This is a genomic window from Aquibium microcysteis (genome assembly GCF_014495845.1).
GTDB classification, from domain to species: Bacteria; Pseudomonadota; Alphaproteobacteria; order Rhizobiales; family Rhizobiaceae; genus Aquibium; species Aquibium microcysteis.
The window spans coordinates 3,243,268-3,261,202 of sequence record NZ_CP061080.1 but is presented as its reverse complement, the minus strand read 5'-3'; the positions used below and the strand labels follow the sequence as shown (position 1 = coordinate 3,261,202).

Annotated in this window: 14 protein-coding genes; 8 read left to right on the top strand and 6 right to left on the bottom strand. The window is 67.3% G+C overall.

All coding sequences use genetic code 11. From position 1 onward, the window contains the following. The first annotated feature begins 10 nt into the window (after positions 1–10). From IAI54_RS15210 to IAI54_RS15180, 7 genes are all read left to right on the top strand, one after another. The gene (locus IAI54_RS15210; protein WP_187968008.1) at positions 11–1,015 is read left to right on the top strand and encodes an ABC transporter permease subunit; all 1,005 of its coding nucleotides are present in this window, start codon (positions 11–13) and stop codon (positions 1,013–1,015) included. 8 nt (positions 1,016–1,023) lie between these two features. Next, positions 1,024–1,941 carry an ABC transporter permease subunit gene (locus tag IAI54_RS15205; protein ID WP_187968007.1) on the top strand — a complete coding sequence of 306 codons (918 nt, stop codon included), beginning with the start codon at positions 1,024–1,026 and terminating at the stop codon, positions 1,939–1,941. 197 nt (positions 1,942–2,138) lie between these two features. Further along, the gene (locus tag IAI54_RS15200) at positions 2,139–2,990 is read left to right on the top strand and encodes an ABC transporter ATP-binding protein (RefSeq protein WP_187968006.1); all 852 of its coding nucleotides are present in this window, start codon (positions 2,139–2,141) and stop codon (positions 2,988–2,990) included. Beyond that, the gene (locus IAI54_RS15195; protein ID WP_187968005.1) at positions 2,987–3,814 is read left to right on the top strand and encodes a dipeptide ABC transporter ATP-binding protein; all 828 of its coding nucleotides are present in this window, start codon (positions 2,987–2,989) and stop codon (positions 3,812–3,814) included. The genes IAI54_RS15200 and IAI54_RS15195 overlap by 4 nt, the downstream gene beginning before the upstream one ends. Positions 3,815–3,857: 43 nt before the next feature. Next, positions 3,858–4,808 carry a beta-hydroxyaspartate dehydratase BhcB gene (gene bhcB / locus IAI54_RS15190; RefSeq protein ID WP_187973169.1) on the top strand — a complete coding sequence of 317 codons (951 nt, stop codon included), beginning with the start codon at positions 3,858–3,860 and terminating at the stop codon, positions 4,806–4,808. A 66-nt stretch (positions 4,809–4,874) separates the two neighbouring features. After that, positions 4,875–5,885, top strand: a complete 1,011-nt coding sequence (locus IAI54_RS15185; RefSeq protein WP_187968004.1) for a ligase-associated DNA damage response exonuclease — start codon at positions 4,875–4,877, stop codon at positions 5,883–5,885. A gap of 233 nt (positions 5,886–6,118) precedes the next feature. Beyond that, complete coding sequence (locus IAI54_RS15180) at positions 6,119–7,723, top strand: cisplatin damage response ATP-dependent DNA ligase (protein ID WP_187968003.1); 1,605 nt, start codon at positions 6,119–6,121, stop codon at positions 7,721–7,723. A gap of 167 nt (positions 7,724–7,890) precedes the next feature. Here the strand turns inward: IAI54_RS15180 and IAI54_RS15175 are convergent, their stop codons facing one another. Then, positions 7,891–9,195 carry a hypothetical protein gene (locus IAI54_RS15175; RefSeq protein ID WP_187968002.1) on the bottom strand — a complete coding sequence of 435 codons (1,305 nt, stop codon included), beginning with the start codon at positions 9,193–9,195 and terminating at the stop codon, positions 7,891–7,893. A gap of 206 nt (positions 9,196–9,401) precedes the next feature. Here IAI54_RS15175 and IAI54_RS15170 point away from each other — a divergent pair, with 206 nt between their 5' ends. After that, on the top strand, positions 9,402–10,355 hold the full coding sequence (locus IAI54_RS15170) for an NAD(P)H-dependent flavin oxidoreductase (protein ID WP_187968001.1): 954 nt from the start codon (positions 9,402–9,404) through the stop codon (positions 10,353–10,355). Positions 10,356–10,397: 42 nt separating this feature from the next. Here IAI54_RS15170 and IAI54_RS15165 read toward each other — a convergent pair whose 3' ends face one another. The 5 genes from IAI54_RS15165 to IAI54_RS15145 form a co-directional block, all read right to left on the bottom strand. Next, entirely contained in the window at positions 10,398–11,462 is a 1,065-nt protein-coding gene (locus IAI54_RS15165; RefSeq protein WP_187968000.1) for an HD domain-containing phosphohydrolase, read from the bottom strand. Positions 11,463–11,471: 9 nt separating this feature from the next. Further along, the gene (locus tag IAI54_RS15160) at positions 11,472–13,703 is read right to left on the bottom strand and encodes an ATP-binding protein (RefSeq protein ID WP_187967999.1); all 2,232 of its coding nucleotides are present in this window, start codon (positions 13,701–13,703) and stop codon (positions 11,472–11,474) included. Next, on the bottom strand, positions 13,700–14,203 hold the full coding sequence (locus tag IAI54_RS15155) for a putative pterin-binding protein (protein WP_187967998.1): 504 nt from the start codon (positions 14,201–14,203) through the stop codon (positions 13,700–13,702). Before IAI54_RS15155 ends, IAI54_RS15160 begins: the two co-directional genes overlap by 4 nt. 362 nt (positions 14,204–14,565) lie before the next feature. After that, positions 14,566–15,366, bottom strand: coding sequence for an FAD binding domain-containing protein (locus IAI54_RS15150; protein ID WP_187967997.1), 801 nt, complete (start codon positions 15,364–15,366; stop codon positions 14,566–14,568). Between the two features lie 128 nt (positions 15,367–15,494). Further along, a complete protein-coding gene (locus IAI54_RS15145; protein WP_187967996.1) occupies positions 15,495–17,849 on the bottom strand; it encodes a xanthine dehydrogenase family protein molybdopterin-binding subunit in 2,355 nt (784 codons plus the stop codon). Between the last annotated feature and the right edge of the window lie 86 nt (positions 17,850–17,935).

Here is a 17,935-nt window from a genome sequence, read left to right as displayed (position 1 = left end):
GGGGGCAAGCATGCTTCGGTTTCTCCTCGGTCGGTTCGCCGTGCTGATCCCGACCTTCATCGGCGTCTCCATCATCGCCTTCTCCTTCATCCGCCTGCTGCCCGGAGATCCGGTCATGCTGATGTCGGGCGAGCGCGTGATGTCGCAGGAGCGCTACGAGAAGATCACGCAGGAACTCGGCTACGACCGGAACATCGTGATCCAGTACCTGGATTATTTCGGCGACCTGCTGCAGGGCGATTTCGGCACCTCGCTGGTGACGAAGAAGCCGGTGCTGACGCATTTTTCGGAACTGTTCCCGGCGACACTGGAACTGTCGCTCTGCGCCATCCTGTTCGCCGTGCTGCTCGGTATTCCGGCGGGCGTGTTCGCGGCGATCAAGCGCGGTTCGGCCTTCGACCAGACGATCATGGGAACCGCCCTGGTCGGCTACTCGATGCCGATCTTCTGGTGGGGGCTGCTGCTGATCATCCTGTTCTCGGGCATCCTCGGCTGGACTCCCGTGTCGGGGCGGATATCGCTGCTCTATTATTTCCCCTCCGTCACCGGCTTCATGCTGATCGACTCGCTCCTGTCGGGGCAGGCGGGCGCGTTCAAGTCGGCGGTGAGCCACCTGATCCTGCCCACCATCGTGCTCGGCACCATCCCTCTCGCCGTCATCGCGCGGCAGACGCGGTCGGCCATGCTGGAGGTGCTGAGCGAGGACTATGTCCGTACCGCGCGCGCCAAGGGCATGCCGCCGCTGCGCGTCATCGGCGTTCACGCGCTGCGCAACGCCATGATCCCGGTCATCACCACGATCGGCCTGCAGGTGGGCGTGATGCTCGCAGGCGCGATCCTGACCGAGACGATCTTCTCCTGGCCGGGGATCGGCAAGTGGATGGTCGATTCCGTGTTCAAGCGGGACTACCCTGTGATTCAGGGCGGGCTCCTGCTGATCGCGGCCATCATCATGCTGGTCAACCTGCTGGTCGACATCCTGTACGGCCTCATCAACCCGCGCATCCGGCATTGAGGTCGACCATGGCACAGGCATCCACCGCAGCGTTGGACAAGGCGAAGGCCGGCGAAGTGACACGCCGGCAGCGCTTCGCCGAGTTCTGGTTCTATTTCTCCGAAAACAAGGGGGCCGTGATCGGGCTTTGGGTGTTCCTCGCACTCGTCGTGCTGGCCATCCTGGCGCCGCTGATCGCGCCTCACGCGCCCAACGCCCAATATCGCGACGCCGTGCTCCTGCCGCCCGTCTGGCAGGAGGGCGGCCAGGCGACCCATCTGCTGGGCACCGACCAGGTGGGACGGGACATGCTGTCGCGGCTGCTCTACGGTGCGCAGTTCTCGCTGTTCATCGGCATCGTGGTGACGACGCTGGCGCTGACCGGCGGCATCTTCGTCGGTGTGATCGCGGGCTATTTCCGCGGCTGGGTCGACACCGTCATCATGCGGCTGATGGACATCATCCTCGCCTTCCCGTCGCTGCTGCTCGCGCTGGTGCTGGTCGCGGTGCTCGGGCCGGGGCTGATGAACGCGATGATCGCCATCGCGCTGGTGCTGCAGCCGCATTTCGTCCGGCTGACGCGCGCCGCCGTGATGGCCGAGAAAGGGCGCGACTACGTGGTGGCCGCCAAGGTCGCTGGCGCGAAGCCGCTCCGGCTGATGTTCCGCACGATCCTGCCCAACTGCATGGCGCCGTTGATCGTGCAGGCGACGCTCTCCTTCTCGACCGCGATCCTCGATGCCGCAGCGCTGGGCTTCCTCGGCATGGGCGCGCAACCGCCGACGCCCGAATGGGGCACGATGCTGGCCGAAGCGCGCGAGTTCATCCTGCGCGCCTGGTGGGTGGTCACGCTGCCGGGCCTGGCGATCCTGGTCACGGTGCTGGCCATCAACCTGATGGGCGACGGCCTGCGGGACGCACTGGATCCGAAGCTGAAGCGGAGTTGACGGGGGTGGAAGCTTGGGTTGGACCAGCGATCGTCGCTGCGCTCAGCGGCAGCCCCGCAGTAGCTGGGACGCGGGCCGTTCCGACCGCTGATCGGCTGGACGGAAGGTAGTGGACGTGGCTTGGACATTGTTGCTGTCTCACTTCTTCAAGACCAATATGGGCGTCCGTGACGCCGAAATCCGACCGGAAATCGATCATGCCTCTTCTGACCATCGATAATCTCGTCGTCGAGTTCGAGACCGCGTCCGGCCCGTTCCGGGCCGTGGACGGCGTGTCGCTGTCGGTCGACGCGCGGGAGGTGCTGGCGATCGTCGGCGAGTCCGGCTCCGGCAAGTCGGTGTCGATGCTCGCTGTCATGGGGCTCCTGCCCTGGACGGCGAAGGTAACGGCCGACCGGATGGAGTTTGCAGGCCGCGACCTCCTGACGATGAGCGACACCGACCGGCGCAGGATCATCGGCAAGGACATCGCGATGATCTTCCAGGAGCCGATGTCGAGCCTGAACCCGTGCTTTACGGTCGGTTTCCAGATCGAGGAGGTGCTGCGCTTCCACCTCGGCATGGACCGCAAGGCGCGGCGGACCCGGGCGATCGAGCTGCTGCGGGCGGTGGGCATTCCCGATCCGGAGCAGCGGCTCTCCTCCTATCCGCACCAGATGTCGGGCGGCCAGTGCCAGCGCGTGATGATCGCTATGGCGCTTGCCTGCAATCCCAAGCTCCTGATCGCCGACGAGCCGACGACGGCGCTGGACGTGACGATCCAGAAGCAGATCCTCGATCTCCTGGTGGCGCTGCAGACGGAGCACGGCATGGGACTGATCATGATCACCCACAACATGGGCGTGGTGGCCGAGACGGCCGACCGCGTGATCGTCCAGTACAAGGGCCGCAAGATGGAGGAAGCCGACGTGCTGACCCTCTTCGAGAACCCGAAGAGCAACTACACCAAGGCGCTGCTGTCGGCTCTGCCCGAGCGCGCCACCGGCGACCGGCTCCCGACCGTCGCGAGCTTCATGGACGACTTCAAGGCTGCAGGAGAGGCTCGATGAGCGAGATCGTCGTCGAGGGACGCAACCTCAAGCGCGACTACCGGATCGGCGGCGGCCTGTTCGCGCAGGAGCGCGTGGTGCACGCCGTCAAGGGCGTGTCGTTCACGGTGGAGAAGGGCAGGACGCTGGCGATCGTCGGCGAATCGGGCTGCGGAAAATCGACACTGGCGCGCATCATCACCATGATCGACGCGCAGACCGACGGCGAACTGCTGATCGACGGCGTGCCGGTCGACATCCGCAAGCAGGCGCTGACGGCGGAGATGCGCCGCAAGGTGCAGATCGTGTTCCAGAATCCCTACGGCTCGCTCAACCCGCGCCAGAAGATCGGCGACGTGCTGGGCGAGCCGCTGCTGGTCAACACCGGCATGCCGGCGTCGGAGCGGCGCGAGCGGGCGATGCAGATGCTTGTCAAGGTCGGGCTGGGGCCGGAGCACTTCAACCGCTATCCGCACATGTTCTCGGGAGGGCAGCGCCAGCGCATCGCGATCGCGCGGGCGCTGATGCTGAACCCCAGCATCCTGGTGCTTGACGAGCCGGTGTCGGCGCTCGATCTCTCTGTTCAGGCACAGGTGCTGAACCTGCTGTCAGACTTGCAGGACGAGTTCGACCTGACCTACATCTTCATCAGCCACGACCTGTCGGTGGTGCGCTACATCGCCGACGACGTGATGGTCATGTATTTCGGCGAGGCGGTGGAGTATGGCTCGCGCGACGCGGTGTTCTCGGACCCCCAGCACGACTATACGAAGACACTGTTCGCCGCGACTCCGCGGGCCGATGTCGAAAGCATCCGGCGGCGGCTGGCGGCCAGGGCGGCCTGAAGGGACGGCCCTGTCAGGCGGCCTTCCGGGACATGAGGGCATGATGCAGCTTCCGAACTATGACGACGTGGTGGCCGCACATGAGCGGATCCGCCCGCATGTCCACCGCACGCCGGTGCTGACGAGCAGCCATCTCGACGCCCTTGCGGGCGCGCGCCTCCTCCTCAAATGCGAGAACCTGCAGAAGATCGGCGCCTTCAAGGCGCGGGGCGCCTGCAACGCCGTGTTCGGGCTGTCGCAAGAGCAGGCGGGGCGGGGTGTCCTCACGCACTCGTCGGGCAATCACGGTCAGGCGCTGGCCTATGCTGCCGCCAAGCGCGGCATTCCGGCGACCATCGTCATGCCGGAGACCTCGGCCAGGCCCAAGCTCGACGCGGTGCGCGGCTATGGCGGGCGCGTGGTGACCTGCGCGCCCGGCACGAAGGCGCGCGAGGAGGCGGTGGCTGCCGAACTCGAGCGTACGGGCGCCGAGATCGTGCATCCCTATGCGGACGCGCGCGTGATCGCGGGGCAGGGGACCTGCGCGCGCGAACTGATCGAGGAGGCGGGGCCGTTCGACGCGATCGTGGCGCCCGTCGGCGGCGGCGGGCTTATCTCCGGCACCTGTGTCGCGGCGCATGCGATGGCGCCCGGGATCAAGGTCTTCGCCGCGGAACCGGCGAATGCCGATGACGCCTTCCGGTCCAAGGCGGCCGGGCACCTCGTCGAGGACGACGCGCCGCAGACCATCGCCGACGGGCTGCGCGCCTCGCTGAAGCCGATCACCTTCCACTATGTCCGGAACGATGTGGAAGCGGTGCTGACGGTCTCGGAGGCGGAGATCGTGGCGGCGATGCGGCTCGTCTGGGAGCGCCTGAAGATCGTGATCGAGCCGTCGAGCGCGGTGGCGATCGCGGCCGTGCTGAAGAACGCCGAGCGCTTCGCGGGACAGACCGTCGGGATCATCGTCACCGGCGGGAACGTCGATCTCGACCGGCTTCCGTGGATGGCGTGACAGGAGCCTTTGCCCGACGGGTGCGCGGCATCTTCCACCGGTCCTGCAATACCCTATCTTGAGCGGATGCGTGCGTCCGATCTGCTGCAGCCCAGACCCCAGGGCCTCTACTGCCCGCCCGGCGACTTCTTCATCGATCCGGTGAAGCCGGTCGAGCGGGCGCTGATCACGCATGGGCATGCCGATCACGCGCGGTCCGGGCACGGAAAGGTGCTGGCGACGCGCGAGACGCTCGAAATCATGGCGATCCGCTACGGGGCCGATTTTTCCGTTTCGCGGCAGGAGGCACGGCTGGGCGAGCGTCTTGACGTCAACGGCGTGGAGGTGAGCTTCCACCCGGCCGGCCACGTGCTGGGCTCCGCGCAGATCCGCGTCGCGCATGGCGGGCGCTGCATCGTTGCGTCGGGCGACTACAAGCGGCGGCGCGACCCGACCTGCCAGGGATTCGAGCCGATCGCCTGCGACGTCTTCATCACCGAAGCGACCTTCGGCCTGCCGGTCTTCCGCCACCCCGACGACCGCGTCGAGATCGCGCGGCTGCTCGCCTCGCTGAAGCAGTTCCCCGAGCGCACGCATCTCGTCGGCGCCTACTCGCTCGGCAAGGCACAACGCGTGATCCGGCTGCTGCGCGACGCGGGATACGGCGAGACGATCTACATTCACGGCGCCCTGCAGAAGCTCTGCGACTACTATGAGAGCCAGGGCGTCCCGCTCGGGCCGCTCGCACCCGCGACCATCGACAATGGCGGCAAGGCGGCGTTCGCGGGCAGGATCGTCGTCGGTCCGCCGTCGGCTTTCGCAGACCGTTGGGCGCGGCGCTTCGCCGACCCGGTCTCGGCCTTCGCCTCGGGCTGGATGCGCATCCGCCAGCGCGCCAGGCAGCGCGGCGTGGAACTGCCGCTGATCCTGTCGGACCATTCGGACTGGGACGAACTCGTCGCGACCATCGCCGATACGGGCGCCTCGGAAGTCTGGGTGACGCATGGGCGCGAGGAGGCGCTGGTGCGCTGGTGCGAGATCAACGGGATCGCCGCGCGGCCGCTGCATCTCGTGGGGTACGAGGACGAGGGGGACTAGTCCGTGAGGTGGTTCGTATACGTCTCGTCCTGTCGCGCCCCCCTCTGTCCTGCCGGACATCTCCCCCTCAAGGGGGGAGATCGGCCGTTCCGTCCGTTTTCGCCAAACTTCATCGTTGCATATCGAGCGCGGCCGCGAGAGCTGCCGATCTCCCCCCTCGAGGGGGAGATGTCCGGCAGGACAGAGGGGGGTGTCGTAGAGCGATCGGCATGCCGTAGGGGCCATTCCTACCCATGAAACCCTTCGCCGACCTCCTCGACCGCCTGGTGCTCACCCCGTCGCGCAATGCGAAGCTGAAGCTCCTGGCCGACCATTTCGCTGCCGTGCCGGATCCCGACCGCGGACTGGCGCTGGCGGCGATCACCGGGGATCTCGACATTCCGAGCGTCAAGCCGGCGATGCTCCGGGCACTGGTGATGGAACGGATGGACCCGGTGCTCTTCGCCTATTCCTACGACTATGTCGGCGATCTGGCGGAGACCGTGTCGCTGGTCTGGCCAGCACCCGAGGGGCGGGTGCTGCACAATGCCGATCCCAGCCTGTCGGAAGCGGTGGAGGCTCTCCTGGCCGCCGGCCGCGCCAACGGGCCGGCGGTCTTCGCCACGCTTCTCGACAGGCTCGATGCGCCGTCGCGCTTCGCACTCATCAAGCTGGTCACGGGCGGCCTGCGGATCGGCGTGTCGGCGCGTCTCGCCAAGCAGGCGCTCGCCGATTTCGGCCAGGTCGACGTGGCCGAGATCGAGGAACTGTGGCACGGTATCGCGCCGCCCTACGAACCGCTGTTCATGTGGCTGGAGAAGCGGGGACCGCGGCCCGAGCCGCAGGCGCAGGCGCTGTTCCGACCCGTGATGCTGTCCAACCCGGTGCAGGACGGCGATCTGGAGAAGCTCGACCCTGCCGATTACCTTGCGGAGTGGAAATGGGACGGAATCCGGGTGCAGGCGACGTCTGAGGGCGGCGTCCACCGGCTTTATTCGCGGACGGGCGACGACGTGTCCGGAGCATTTCCAGACCTGCTGGAGGCGATGAACTTCGCCGGGTCGATCGACGGCGAACTGCTCGTGGGGGTCGCCGGGCGGCACACCGGCACCTTCTCGGACCTCCAGCAGCGCCTCAACCGCAAGGCCGTGTCCGCCAGGATGCGGGAGAAGTTTCCCGTCTTCGTGCGCTGCTACGATCTGTTGGAGGAGGGTGGAGAGGACCTGCGGCCTCTGCCATTCGTCGAACGGCGCGCCAGGCTCGAGGCTTTCGCGGCAAGGCTCCCCGCCGACCGTTTCGATCTGTCGCCCTTCGTCGACTTCTCCGGCTGGAAGGAACTCGACGACAAGCGAAGGCGCCCGCCGCACCCGGTGATCGAAGGCGTGATGCTGAAGCGGCGCGACTCGGCCTACGTGCCCGGCCGACCAAAGGGTCCCTGGTTCAAGTGGAAGCGCGACCCGCACACGGTGGACGCGGTTCTGATGTATGCCCAGCGCGGGCATGGCAAGCGGTCGAGCTTCTATTCGGACTACACGTTCGGAGTCTGGACCGGTCCGGAGGACAGGCCGGAGCTGGTGCCCGTCGGCAAGGCCTATTTCGGCTTCACCGACGAGGAACTGCGCCAGATCGACAAGTACGTGCGCGACAACACGGTGGAGCGCTTCGGGCCCGTCCGCTCGGTGCGGGCCGACCGCGGGCACGGTCTGGTGCTGGAAGTGGCCTTCGAAGGGCTGAACCGGTCGACTCGGCACAAATCCGGGGTCGCGATGCGGTTTCCGCGCATCTCGCGCCTGCGCTGGGACAAGCCGGCGGCGGAAGCGGACCGGCTGGAATCATTGCAGGCGCTGCTCGACGGCTGAGCCCGTCAGCCTTGGCTGAGACGGTCGGCCTTGGCTGACCGGTCAGCCTTGTCGACGGAGCGCCGGTTCCACAGCCGTCATCGAACCGAAGAGCCGCCGACGGGCGCGGAGGCGTCGGGATCTCTGCGAGGTTCCTGAGCTTTTCCTTCCAACCGGCTGCGTCGGCCTCAGTCCGGAACCGTCACGCTGATGTCGATGATGTCGACCGAACGGCCCCCGTCGCCGAAGTCCGTGACGATGGCGATGCTGCCGGCGCCGGTCGGGCGGACGTCGGGCACATCCAGCGCAACGGCGTAGTCGCGGTTTTCCGACGAGACGACGTAGCGCTTGCGACCGCAATCGCCGAGCGCGCCGAAGTCGCACGTGACGAGGATCTCCGTCTCGCGGCCGGGCTCTGTCCTCGCCCTGATGTTGAAGACGGCGCTTCGCCCGGCGATGGCCTGGAGGGTGCCTTGGCCGACCTCGAAGCGGACGGGTTCGTTCGGCGCGGAGGAGCGGATGCGCAGGGCCACGCCGCCTTCGATCTCGATCACCTGCGCGGTTCCGCCCGACAGGGTGAGCACGCGTGTCGGATCGGTGGGCGTGAAGACGGTGATCCAGTCGCCGCCATTGCCTCCGGCCGGCTGCCCTTCGCTGAGCGGCGGCGGGGCTCCAGGCTGGAACTCCTCGTCCTCCAGCTTCAGCGGCGGGTTCGGAACGCTCGTGTCGCGCTCCTCGGCGGAGAGGAAGAGGCCGCTGTCCATCGCCCACCAGACCGCCATGGCGCCGGCGGCAAAGAACGTGACCGCGAGAAACAGGATGATGAAGATGCGACCGCGGCGCCCCCGCGGCTCGTTCCCGCCGCGAACCGGTGCGTCGATGCGCGGGCCTCGGCTGCGGACGTCGCGGCGCGGCGCCAGTCCGTCCAGTCCCGAGGAAGCCGTACCACGATCGCGGCCGCGCGCGGGATGCCGGGGTTCGATGTCGGGCAGCGGGATGGGACCGTCGTCGAAAGCCGGGCGCGGTTGCCGCTCGACGATCACCGGCTCGCGCGGGGGCTGCTGTCGCGGCCAGGCGGACGTCCTGCCTTGCGCCTCGCCGCCATAGTAGCGGCTGGACGCGGCGGCCCAGGAGGATCGCGGCTCGCTGCCGCGCGCCTGCACCTGCGGAAACGGCTCCATGCGATGGTTCGGCGCGGCCGGGGCCTCGAAGGCCTCCTCGTCCTCGAATGCCTCCTCGAAGTCGAAGGAATCTTCGGCTTCGGCCGGACTCTCCGGCTCGAAGGCGGGGACGAATTCCTGCTCCACCGTCAGGATGCTGGCCTTCAGCATTTCGCGGCGCCGCTCGACCGCGTGGTCCGAGAGATCGGGATTGGCGGCGATGTTCTTTTCCAGCGCCGCATAGACGGAACGGTAGACCTTTTCGCGATAGGCGCGATCGTCGGCGTCGCCTCGCTCCAGGGCGGTCCGGATCGTCTTTTCGATCGGATTCAACTGCAGTACCTCACATGCCGTCGCGAATGGTTAACCGCGCGAGCGGTCGCAAGCAACAACGCATCGACCTTCGGTAAGCCCGGTCCCAAGAAAGTCCGACGGGCGCCGCCAGTGGCTGCACCCGCCCCGCCGCGCTTGCCCGCACGACGATCTGCTTGTATCGACGTTTACGCAAACGTCAAAGCCTGCGGGGAGTGAGCGACGCCATGGCCTTACCGGACATCCTGAAGAAGAACCTGCGCATCCCCGTGGTCGGGTCTCCCCTCTTCATCATCTCGCACCCGCCGCTGGTGCTGGCGCAGTGCAAGGCCGGCGTGGTCGGCTCGTTCCCTGCGCTGAACGCCCGCCCCGAGGCGCAGCTCGACGAATGGCTGGCCGAGATCACCGAGACGCTCGCCGCCCATGACGCCGCGAATCCGGAACGTCCGGCAGCACCCTACGCGGTCAACCAGATCGTGCACAAGTCGAACATGCGCCTCCAGCACGACCTCGCGATGTGCGTGAAGTACAAGGTGCCGGTGGTGATCACCTCGCTCGGCGCCGTCGAGGAGGTCAACCAGGCGGTGCATTCCTATGGCGGCATCGTGCTGCACGACATCATCCACGACCGTCACGCCCGCAAGGCCATCGAAAAAGGAGCCGACGGGCTGATCGCGGTCGCGGCAGGGGCGGGCGGCCATGCCGGCACGCTGTCACCCTTCGCGCTGGTGCAGGAAATCCGCCGCTGGTTCGACGGGCCGCTCCTGCTGTCCGGATCGATCGCCAATGGCGGCGCCATCCTCGCTGCGCAGGCGATGGGGGCGGACCTGGCCTATATCGGCTCGCCCTTCATTGCCACGGCGGAGGCGCGCGCAGAGGACGCCTACAAGGCGATGATCGTCGACTCGAAGGCCGCCGACATCGTCTATTCCAACCTCTTCACCGGCGTGCACGGCAACTACCTGAAGGGATCGATCGCCGCGCAGGGGCTCGATCCCGACAACCTGCCGGTCTCCGACCCGTCGAAGATGAACTTCGGCAGCTCCACGACCAAGGCCTGGAAGCACATCTGGGGCTGCGGCCAGGGCATCGGCGTCATCGACGAGGTGGTGCCCGCCGGCGAACTGGTGGACAGGCTGGCCGCCGAGTATGCGGCAGCCCGACGGCATCTCTGTGCCTGATCGGAGCCGTCCGGTCGGGTCATGCCGTCGGCGGGACCCGGCTCAGGCCACCTGGCGCCGCATACCGCCGTCACCGGGAAATTCGAGCATGACCGCGAGAACCCTGTCCCGGCATCGCTCGAAGGCTGCCACGCAATCCGGATCGAAATGGCGCCCCGCCTGTTCGCGCAGGTGCTGGAACGCCCGGTCGACGGTCCAGGCGCACTTGTAGGCCCGCTCCGACGTCAGCGCATCGAATACGTCCGCCACCGCCGCGATGCGCCCGACGAGGGGAATGTCTTCGCCCGAGAGGCCCTTCGGATAGCCTGATCCGTCCCAGTGTTCGTGGTGCGAGACGGCGATGGTCGCCGCCAGCTGCAGCAGGTCACAGGACGAGCCGGCGAGGATCGCGGCCCCGATGCTCGTATGGGTGTCGATATGCGCGCGTTCGGTCGCGGTGAGGCTTCCCTGCTTCAGGAGCACGTCGTCGCGAATGCCCACCTTGCCGATGTCGTGCATGGGAGCGGCGAGCTGGAGGTCCCGGCAGAAGGCTTCGGACAGTCCGAGTTCCCGGGCGATAAGCGCAGAGTAGCGCGCCATGCGCAGCGTGTGGTTGGCGGTTTCCTGGTCCTTGTAGCCGGCGGCGAGCGTCAGCCGGTTGATGATCTCCTCCTCGCGGCGGCGCAGTTCGAGCGTCGCCATCTCCACCTCGCCGCGCAGCCACTCGGCCTGGTCGGCGAGCTTCAGCTGGACCTCGCAGAGTCGCGCGAGGTTCGCCAGGCGCGCCTTGAACTCGATCGGCTCGACCGGCTTGGTGAGGAACTCGACCGCACCCGCCTTGATGGCGCGCAGCCGCAGGTCGGCATCGTCGTCGGCGGTGATCATGACGATCGGCTTTTCGGCGAAGCGCGGGTCTGCCCGGATGGCCGCGATGAGGTCGATCCCGTTCATGCCCGGCATCTGGTAGTCGACCAGCGCGATGTCGAAATGGATGCCTGGAAGGTCGTCCAGAAGCCTGCCCGGATCGGGGTAGGCGAGCACGGAACAGCGACCGACCTGGCGGACGAGCATCTCCATCAGCATCAGGTTCGAGCGGTTGTCCTCGACGATCAGGACGTTCAATCGCATGCCGCGCTCCTATGCCGCCCGCTTGCACTGGGTGTCGTTCAATCTGGCGATCTCGGCGGCAACGCGCGCGAGGGCGGCCTCGTCGAGCCTCGTCGAACGAAGGCTCTCGGCAAGCTCCGCCATCCGGGTGAAACCGAGATTCGAGGCCGAGCCCTTCAGGGAATGCAGGGACCGGTCGAGAAGTTCGTTGTCGTGCGCGCTCATCGCACGGTGCAGGTCCGACAACAGCGCGCCCGCGTCGTCGAAGAAGACGCCGAGCAACTGCTCGAAGCCGTCCTGTCCGATCGCATCCACGAGTTCCGCATGGCGATCCTCGTCGTGCACGGCCGCGGTCTGCAGGGGGAGCGCGTCGACCGGCGCGGGTGCCTCCGCCGGCCGTTCCCGGGCGGCTGCGGGAACGGCCGCAACCTCGCTGCAATGTTCGGCGAGCAGCCTGGCGAGCCGCGCGGAACTGATCGGCTTCGCCTCGAAGCCGTTCATGCCGACCTCCATGCAGAGCTTCCGGTCGGTGTCTGAGGCATTGGCGGTCATGGCGACGATCGGCACCCGGCCGAGAATGCCGCCCAGTCTGCGGATCTCGCGCGTGGCGGCGATGCCGTCCATCACCGGCATCTGCATGTCCATCAGGATCAGATCGTAGAGATGGTCCTTCGCCATCGCGACGGCCTGCGCACCGTCGACGGCCACGGCCACGGACTGTCCCAGACGTTCGAGGAAGCGGGTGGCGACCTGCCGGTTCACTTCGTTGTCCTCGACGAGGAGGATGTCGAGACGCGGCGCCGGCGATTCGACCGGCTGTTCGACCACGGTTTCCTGCGCGGGAGCGCGTTCGGCCGGAACCTCGAACCAGAACAGGCTGCCGCGGCCGGGCGTGCTCTCGACACCGATCTCTCCGCCGAGGCTTTCCACGATACGCTTGCAGATGGCCAGCCCGAGGCCGGTGCCGCCATAGCGTCGGCTGATCGTGCCGTCGACCTGGCTGAAGGCGTTGAACAGTCGGTGGAGGGCGTCTCGCGGGATGCCGATGCCGGTGTCGGAGACCTCGAATCGCAGCCGCGGATGGCCGTCGGCGCCGACCGCGTCTGCCGCCTTGACGTGGATGGTGCCGTTCTCGGTGAACTTGACCGCGTTGCTGACAAGGTTCAGCACCACGCGGCGCAGCTGTGTGGGATCGCCATAGTACCAGCTGTCCCCATCGATCCCGCAGGAGCAGGTCAGCACGTCGCCCTGTTCCCGGGCGCGTCCCTCCATGATGCGCATGGAATCCTTCACCAGTGCGCGAGCGTCGAAGGGCAGGTTCTCTGCAGGCTGGCCGCCGTGCTCCAGCTTGGCGAAATCGAGAATCTCGTTGATGACCTCGAGCAAGGCCGTGCCGGAACTGGTGATCACCCGAACGTTCTCACGATTTTCGTCCGACAGCTCGGTGCGCGACATCAGCTCCGCCATGCCGAGGATCGCATTCAGCGGCGTGCGGATTTCATGCCCGACGGTGGCCATGAACTGCGACTTGGCGCGGTTGCCCGCTTCGGCCGCTTCATAGGCCTCGGAGAGATTCTCCGTCATCCGCTCGAGATGCTCGGAGGCCCGGCGCATCACCGAGAGCTGCCGCTTCAAGTTCAGGATCAGGAACCCGATCGTGAACATCAGCGCCACCACGAAGACGGCGGCGATGTTCTGCAGGCGCATGACGAAGTCGCGCGAATCGGCGCGCGCCGTCGAGACGGTCGCGTTGGTGAAGGTCAACAGCTCGTTGGTGTGCTGCAGGAGCACCGGCATTCTTGCGCGCAGATCGGCCAGTGCGGAGGTGGTCAGCGAGTTGCCGCGGCCGATGTCGTTGAAGATGTGCTCGATACCGAGCACGATCTCCCGCACTTCACGGCGCCGATGGCGGATACGCTCGCTGGACACGAAGTGCGGCGCATATTGCCCGTTGTCGAGAATCGACAGGCGCGAATAGAGAATGTCGTAGCGGGTGGTCAGGCTCTTCAGCGTCGGACCGTCGCTCGTCTCCGACACGCCATGCACTCTCTCCGACAGCGTCCGCGCCTCCCTGTCGAGCTGGTAGACCGCCCAGAGCGCATCCTCGCGGATGGAATCCTGGAGCGAGTTCTGCCGCGAGGACAGGTGCACGAAGGCTCCGGCAAGCGCAGCCATCAGCCCGACCGACAGGGCGATCAGGTATCTGGTCGTCCTGCCGGCCTTCCGGACGGCCTCGCGGCTGGCGGCGAAGTCCGCTTTCAATCGACGACCTCGATTTCCTTGATCTGCCAGACCGACCGCGAGAAGTACTTCTCGTTGTAGAGTTCCGGATGTGTGTCGAAAGGATAGATCATGAAGATCGGCCCCTTGTCGCGGACGGACATCTCCTCACCATTCATGCGGATCGCCAGCATGGTGGGAAAGGCCGTCGCATCCTCCATCGGCACTTCGGCGGAATAGTCGTTCAGCGCCTTGACGATCAGCGTCTTGCCCCGTGCTCCGGCGGCCTCGAGCACGGCCTTCAGCAGCGGCCCCTCGAAGGCGGTGCTGCCTTCGGTCCACGGCGTCTCCATCGAGGCGCCGCGGCGTTCGAGCGCATCGAGCATGGCCAGGTCGAAGGCGGCGACGCCGTCGCCGTTGGTGTTGGCGATGTCGCCGGTCACGGTCAGGATCGTCTCGCCGGCCGGCTGGCCGAGCGGTCCGGCAATCGCGGCGGTCAGGGAAAGCAGGGCGAAAGCGCAGCCTGCAAGCAAGGTCTTCATAAGGAATGCCCCCATCGTGCGCGACCGGGCGTGGTCGCCGGCAGGAAATGTCCTGCCGCGGTCGCGGTTATCGCTGTCGAGGAACGCACCGCCGGGTCGACCGGCCGGGGACGAAGCGGCATCATGCCTTTGCCGCACGATGGCGACAATTCTCCCCCTCAGGGTCGGATTAGCATGGACCGTCTTGCGGGGCGGTGAAGCCGATCGGTGCAAATTGAAAGATTGCGAGATGCGGCCGTTCCGCCGCGTGTGAGGCAGGCGCATGCGGCTGCCGGCAGCCGGGCGGCTGGCCCGAAAAAGGCGGAAGGCCCTGCAGGGGCCTCCCGCCGGTCACGATGATGGGAGCCGATGTCTGTTGCGGATCACCCGCGGGCTGCGGCCACGGCGCGCCTGGCCATCACCACCACGAGGTTGGCGCGGTAGTCGGCGGAGGCGTGGATGTCCGACATCATGCCGTCGGCCGGCAGGGTCAGCCCGTCCAGCGCCGAGGCGTCGAAGTTCGACGACAGCGCCGCCTCGATCTCGGCCGAGCGGAACACCCCGTTGTCGCCCGCGCCCGTCACCGCCACCTTCACGCCGTCGCCGCCCTTCGCGACGAAGACGCCGGCCATGGCGTAGCGCGAGGCCGGGTTGCGGAACTTCTGGTAGGCGGCTTGCTGCGGGGCGGTGAAGCGGATGGCGGTGACGATCTCGCCGTCGCCGAGCGCGGTCTCGAACAGCCCGGTGAAGAAATCCTCGGCCGCGATCTCGCGCTTGTTGGTCACGACCGTGGCGCCCAGTGCCAGGAGCGCGGCCGGATAGTCGGCGGCCGGATCGTTGTTGGCGACCGACCCGCCGATGGTGCCGAGATGGCGCACGTGCGGATCGCCGATGCCGCCGGCAAGTTTCGCCAGGGCGGGGCAGACGGCGGCGAGTTCATGGCTCTTGGCCACCTCGGCATGGGTCGTGCCGGCGCCGATCGTCACCGACGAGCCCGACACGCTTATCCCCTTCAGCGAAGCGACGTGGCGCAGGTCGATCAGGTCGCTGGGCGCCGCCAGCCTCGTCTTCATGGCCGGGATCAGCGTCATGCCGCCCGACACCAGCTTGGCCTCGGCATTGGCGGCGAGCAGGCTCGCGGCATCCTCCACCGAGGCGGCGCGGTGATAGTTCACGGAATACATGGTTTCTTCTCCTTCCGGGTGGCGGGGCGGGGAGGGAAGGCGCTCCGGCCTCTGCCGGCCGCCTTACCCGATCCTGCCGCTGCGCTTTCACCCCATCCTGGTTGCCGTTCGTCTCTTCGGTGGCTGGTTCAGTGCCGCGTGCCGGCGCGGATCGCCGCCCACACCTTCTGCGGCGTCGCCGGCATGGTAAGGTCGTTGTTGCCGATCGCGTCGGTGATGGCGTTGATCACCGCCGGAGGCGAGCCGATCGCGCCGGCCTCGCCGCAGCCCTTGATGCCGAGCGGATTGCCCGGGCAGGGGGTGTTGGTGGTCGACACGGTGAAGGACGGCAGGTCGCCCGCGCGCGGCATGGTGTAGTCCATGTAGCTCGCGGTGATCAGCTGTCCGGTCGCGGGATCGTAGTGGCAGCCTTCCAGCAGCGCCTGGCCGACGCCCTGTGCGATGCCCCCATGGACCTGGCCCTCGACGATCATCGGGTTGATGATGTTGCCGAAATCGTCGGCCGCGACGAACTGGACGATCTCGGTGGTGCCCGTCTCCGGGTCGATCTCGACCTCGCAGATGTAGCAGCCCGCCGGGAAGGTGAAGTTCGTCGGGTCGTAGAAGGCGCCTTCCTTGAGGCCGGGCTCCATGCCCGCCGGCAGGTTGTGCGCGGCGTAGGCCGCGAGCGCCATCTGGAACCAGGGCAGCGCCTTGTCGGTACCGGCGACCTTCAGGGCGCCGTTCTCGATGACGATGTCGGCCTCGTCGGCCTCCAGCAGGTGCGCGGCGATCTTCTTGGCCTTGGCCTCCACCTTGTCCAGCGCCTTGACGATGGCCGACATGCCCACGGCGCCGGAACGGGAGCCGTAGGTGCCCATGCCCATCTGCACCTTGTCGGTATCGCCGTGGACGATGGAGACCTGTTCCATCGGCACGCCGAGGCGGTGCGAGACCAGCTGCGCGAAGGTGGTCTCGTGGCCCTGGCCGTGGCTGTGCGAGCCGGTCAGCACCTCGATGGTACCGGCCATGTTGACGCGAACCTCGGCCGATTCCCACAGGCCGACGCCCGCGCCGAGCGAGCCGACCGCCTGGCTGGGGGCGATGCCGCAGGCCTCGATGTAGCAGCTCAAGCCCATGCCGCGGAGCTTGCCGCGGCTCGCCGCCTCGGCCTTGCGGGCCGGGAAGCCGGCATGGTCGGCAGCCTGCATCGCCGCGTCGAGCGAGGCGGCATAGTCGCCGGCGTCATAGGCCATGATCACCGGCGTCTGGTGCGGGAACTGCGTGATGAAGTTCTGCCGGCGAAGCTCGGCCGGGCTGACGCCAAGCTCGCGCGCGGCGGTCTCCACCACGCGCTCCACCACGTAGGTGGCTTCCGGTCGGCCGGCGCCGCGATAGGCGTCGACAGGGGCGGTGTTGGTGTAGACCGCCTTGACGTTGCAGTGGATCGCCGGGATGGCGTACTGGCCCGACAGCAGCGTGGCATAGAGGTAGGTCGGCACCGACGACGAGAACAGCGACATGTAGCCGCCGAGATTGGCGACGGTTTCGACCTTCATCGCCGTCATGCGGTTGGAGGCGTCGAAGGCGAGCTTCACCTCGGTGACGTGGTCGCGGCCATGGGCGTCGGTGAGGAAGCTCTCGGTGCGGTCGGCCACCCACTTGACCGGTACGCCGGTCTTCTTCGACGCCCACAGGCAGGTGATCTCCTCGGGATAGATGAAGATCTTGGAGCCGAAGCCGCCGCCGACGTCGGGCGCGATGACGCGCAGCTTGTTCTCGGGCGCGACGTTGTAGAAGGCGCTCATCACCACGCGGGCGACGTGCGGGTTCTGCGAGGTCGTCCAGCAGGTGTAGTGGTCCTCGGCCTTGTCGTAGTGGCCGAGCGCGGCGCGCGGCTCCATGGCATTGGGCACGAGCCGGTTGTTGACGAGGTGCATGGTCGTGACGTGAGCGGCCGACGCCAGCGCCTTGTCGACGGCGCCGGCGTCGCCGATGTCCCAGTCGTAGATCAGGTTCTTCTCCGCTTCGGGGTGAAGCTGCGGCGCGCCGTCCTGCATCGCGGCCACCGCGTCTGTGATCGCCGGCAGTTCGCGGTAGCTGACCGCCACGGCCTCGGCGGCGTCGCGCGCCTGGCCCTTGGTCTCGGCCACGACAATCGCCACCGCCTCGCCGACGAAACGCACCCGGTCGGTGGCCATCGGCGACCAGGCGCCCATCTTCATGGGCGTGCCGTCCTTCGAATGGATCATCCAGCCGCAGATCAGGTTGCCGATCCCGTCTGCCTTGATCTCGCGGCCGGTCAGCACGCCGATCACGCCCGGCATCGCCCTGGCGGCCGCGACGTCGATGCTCTCGATCTCGGCATGCGCGTGCGGGCTGCGCACGAATGCCGCATGCTTCATGCCGGGGACCACCATGTCGTCGACATAGCGGCCCGCGCCGGTGATGAATCGCTTGTCTTCCTTGCGCACGACCCGTGCGCCGATGCCTTCCATGCCCATGTCCAAACCTCCTCCAGAATTGCTTTGCACGTTGCGGCTGACGGCAGTCACGGCGATGCGGCCGGGGCGGTACGGCAGTCGGGAAC

Coding starts and splice junctions, on each gene's coding strand:
- IAI54_RS15150 (WP_187967997.1), bottom strand. CDS start 15,366: ATGTATTCCGTGAACTATCACCGCGCCGCCTCGGTGGAGGATGCCGCG.
- IAI54_RS15185 (WP_187968004.1), top strand. CDS start 4,875: ATGCGTGCGTCCGATCTGCTGCAGCCCAGACCCCAGGGCCTCTACTGC.
- bhcB (WP_187973169.1), top strand. CDS start 3,858: ATGCAGCTTCCGAACTATGACGACGTGGTGGCCGCACATGAGCGGATC.
- IAI54_RS15155 (WP_187967998.1), bottom strand. CDS start 14,203: ATGAAGACCTTGCTTGCAGGCTGCGCTTTCGCCCTGCTTTCCCTGACC.
- IAI54_RS15200 (WP_187968006.1), top strand. CDS start 2,139: ATGCCTCTTCTGACCATCGATAATCTCGTCGTCGAGTTCGAGACCGCG.
- IAI54_RS15165 (WP_187968000.1), bottom strand. CDS start 11,462: ATGCGATTGAACGTCCTGATCGTCGAGGACAACCGCTCGAACCTGATG.
- IAI54_RS15180 (WP_187968003.1), top strand. CDS start 6,119: ATGAAACCCTTCGCCGACCTCCTCGACCGCCTGGTGCTCACCCCGTCG.
- IAI54_RS15195 (WP_187968005.1), top strand. CDS start 2,987: ATGAGCGAGATCGTCGTCGAGGGACGCAACCTCAAGCGCGACTACCGG.
- IAI54_RS15205 (WP_187968007.1), top strand. CDS start 1,024: ATGGCACAGGCATCCACCGCAGCGTTGGACAAGGCGAAGGCCGGCGAA.
- IAI54_RS15170 (WP_187968001.1), top strand. CDS start 9,402: ATGGCCTTACCGGACATCCTGAAGAAGAACCTGCGCATCCCCGTGGTC.
- IAI54_RS15210 (WP_187968008.1), top strand. CDS start 11: ATGCTTCGGTTTCTCCTCGGTCGGTTCGCCGTGCTGATCCCGACCTTC.
- IAI54_RS15145 (WP_187967996.1), bottom strand. CDS start 17,849: ATGGGCATGGAAGGCATCGGCGCACGGGTCGTGCGCAAGGAAGACAAG.